The 2,486-nt window shown below is 70.4% G+C and carries 3 protein-coding genes; 2 read left to right on the top strand and 1 reads right to left on the bottom strand.

Going from position 1 to position 2,486, the window contains the following annotated elements; genetic code table 11:
• The first annotated feature begins 191 nt into the window (after window positions 1–191).
• Window positions 192–542, top strand: a complete 351-nt coding sequence (locus K2X24_RS13155) for a hypothetical protein (RefSeq protein ID WP_292498808.1) — start codon at window positions 192–194, stop codon at window positions 540–542.
• 73 nt (window positions 543–615) lie between these two features.
• Window positions 616–1,344, top strand: coding sequence for a YidB family protein (locus K2X24_RS13150; RefSeq protein ID WP_292498805.1), 729 nt, complete (start codon window positions 616–618; stop codon window positions 1,342–1,344).
• A 425-nt stretch (window positions 1,345–1,769) separates the two neighbouring features.
• Here K2X24_RS13150 and mutM read toward each other — a convergent pair.
• Window positions 1,770–2,486: bifunctional DNA-formamidopyrimidine glycosylase/DNA-(apurinic or apyrimidinic site) lyase (mutM, locus tag K2X24_RS13145; RefSeq protein ID WP_292498802.1), on the bottom strand; the 717-nt coding region annotated here is incomplete at its 5' end.

Here is a 2,486-nt window from a genome sequence, read left to right as displayed (position 1 = left end):
CTGCCCGTCGGCGCGCCGGTCTGGCAGGAGCGCCCGAAGGCGCGCTCGACGCAGGGGCTCGGCGGGCAGAAACCGAAATACAAGGGTGGCGGCGGCCGAAAGCGGAGCTGAGCGCCGGGACGGCGGAACCGCAACGCGGGACCAGGGCTTGGTTCGGCAATACCTGCCCGGCCGACCCAGGAGAGTGCCCCGTGACAACGCCACGCCCGCCGTTCCGTCCCCGCGCCGGGGGCGCCGTCACATCCCTGTTCCTCGGCGCCCTGGCGATCAACGCCGCATCCGGCCTCGTCATCGCGCCCCTCGTGACGCCGGCCGCAGCGCAAAGTGCCGCCAACCCGAACGATCAGCCGACTCCCGCGACGATCCCGGACCGGACGGGTGCCGCCGCAGACCGGCCGACCGGGCAGGTCGCGCCGCCGAAGGCGATCTCATCCAGCACCGGAATTGTCGCGTCCGACCCGAAGATGCGGACGCGCACGAACCCCCTCGACCTCCTGCCGGCCAGCGACCGGGCAGCGACCGGCGGTACGCGCCGCGACTGAGCGCGGTACGGCGGGCCGGCGGATGTCGCGTCGGTCCGTGTCCAGGGCCATACTCACAGGGAAGGAACCGATCATGGGTCTCCTCGATCAAGTCATCGGCGGCGTGCTCGGTCAGGTGCTCGGAGGCGGTCGTGAACCCGAGCGCGGCGGCCAGAATGGTGGACAAGGCGGCGGTCTTGGCGGCGGCCTCGGCGGGGCGATGTCGCCCATCGTCCAGGCGCTCCTGATGCTGCTGATGTCGAAGGGGGCCGGTGGCCTGGGCGATCTCCTCGGCGGCGGGCGTCAGCAGGAGGGGCCCGCACCGCGCCATCGCGACGACGGCGACATGGGCGGGTTCGGTCAGGATCCGGGTGAAGGGCCCGGATCGGGCTGGAACCGTGGCGAGCCCGATTCGGGTCCTCGCTCCCGCGAGGGCGATTTCAGCGATCTGTCCGGCATGCTGGACGGCCCCGGCGATCGTGGCGCGGGTGGCGAGCGCGATCCGGGCGCCGGTCCTTACGCCCGCCTGGACCATGAGCCGAGCGATGGCCGCGGCGGGCTCGACGGCCTCATCGACCGGTTTCAGCGTGGCGGCCTCGGCGACGTGATGGAATCCTGGATCGGCCAGGGCGAGAACCGCCCTGTCGCGCCCAGCCGGCTCGCGGATGCCCTTGGACCGGAAACCGTCGGCGCCTTGGAACAGCGCACCGGCCTCAACCGCGACGATCTCCTGGCGCAGCTATCCCAGGCCCTGCCGCAGGTCATCAACGCCCTGACCCCGCACGGCCGTCGGCCGACGGGAGAGGACCAGCGCGGCTGGTGACGGCGCACGATATCCCAACCATTCGGGCTGTCGTTCACCACCGCGAATCGGTCGAGGGCGAGACGGAGCATCGCGAAACCGCCGATCCAGCGTTGGCAACGCGGGATCTTCTGCACCCGTCGCTCGCGGAACAGGGGGTGGCTGGCTAGGTCGGTGACGATACTTCCCGGAACCGTTCGGGCCATGCGGAACTCGACCTCCTTGCGGTCGGTACCGTCGTGGATCGGCGCTGTGCAGCCCGAGGGCCGTTACCTGCAAGGATCGCAGCGGATGTTCGACGGGTTTCTCGCTCGCGCTGGCGAAGGCTGGTGTACGTCGAAGCGAGCAGGCATCCAGCACGGAGGCGAGGTCCGCAAACCCGGCTTCGTCCCCTACGCCGAAGGGGCGCAGCACCGACGTCCAGGATCGATGTGCGGATCAATCGCTCAAGCGCGAATCTTCTTCGCGGTCTGCTTCGGCGCGGTGCGCACCTGACAGGTGGCGCAGAAGAAGGTCGAACGACCGGACTGTTTGATCCGCTCGATCGTCCCCGTGCATCCCCGTGCCCCGCAGGCGTGACCTACCCGGTCATAGACCCGGAACGCGTGCTGGAAAGCGCCCGTGCCGCCATCCGTATGGGCGTAGTCCCGCAGGGTCGATCCGCCCGCCGCCACCGCCTCCCGCAGAACGTCGCCGATGACGCGGGTCAGGCGCTTGGCCTGGGGCGTCGGTCCTCCGTCCGTCCGCGCGAGGCTGCCGGCCGGCGCCTCGGGATGCAGCCCGGCCCGGTGCAGGGCTTCGCAGACGTAGATGTTGCCGAGGCCCGCGATGAGGCGCTGGTCGAGGAGGGCTGCCTTCAGCGGGGTGATACGGCCCCGGAACAGGCGGGCGACCGCCTCCGGCGTGAGGGACTCGCTCAAGGGCTCGATGCCCATGCCGGCGAAGTGCCGGCAGGCGCCCAGCGTCTCGGTCGGCACGAGGTCCATGAAGCCGAAGCGGCGCACGTCGTTGTAGGTCACTGTCGACCCGTTCGACATCGCCAGGACCACGTGGTCGTGCTTGGCATTGCCCAATGCCCCGTCGAGGTAGAAATCGCCCGGCGAGAGATTGCGGCCGTCCGGCAGCGCCACGTCGAAGCGGCCGCTCATCCCGAGATGCATGAT

This window comes from Methylobacterium sp., from assembly GCF_019750675.1.
Classification (GTDB): Bacteria; Pseudomonadota; Alphaproteobacteria; order Rhizobiales; family Beijerinckiaceae; genus Methylobacterium.
This window is presented reverse-complemented; position numbering and strand designations above follow the sequence as displayed.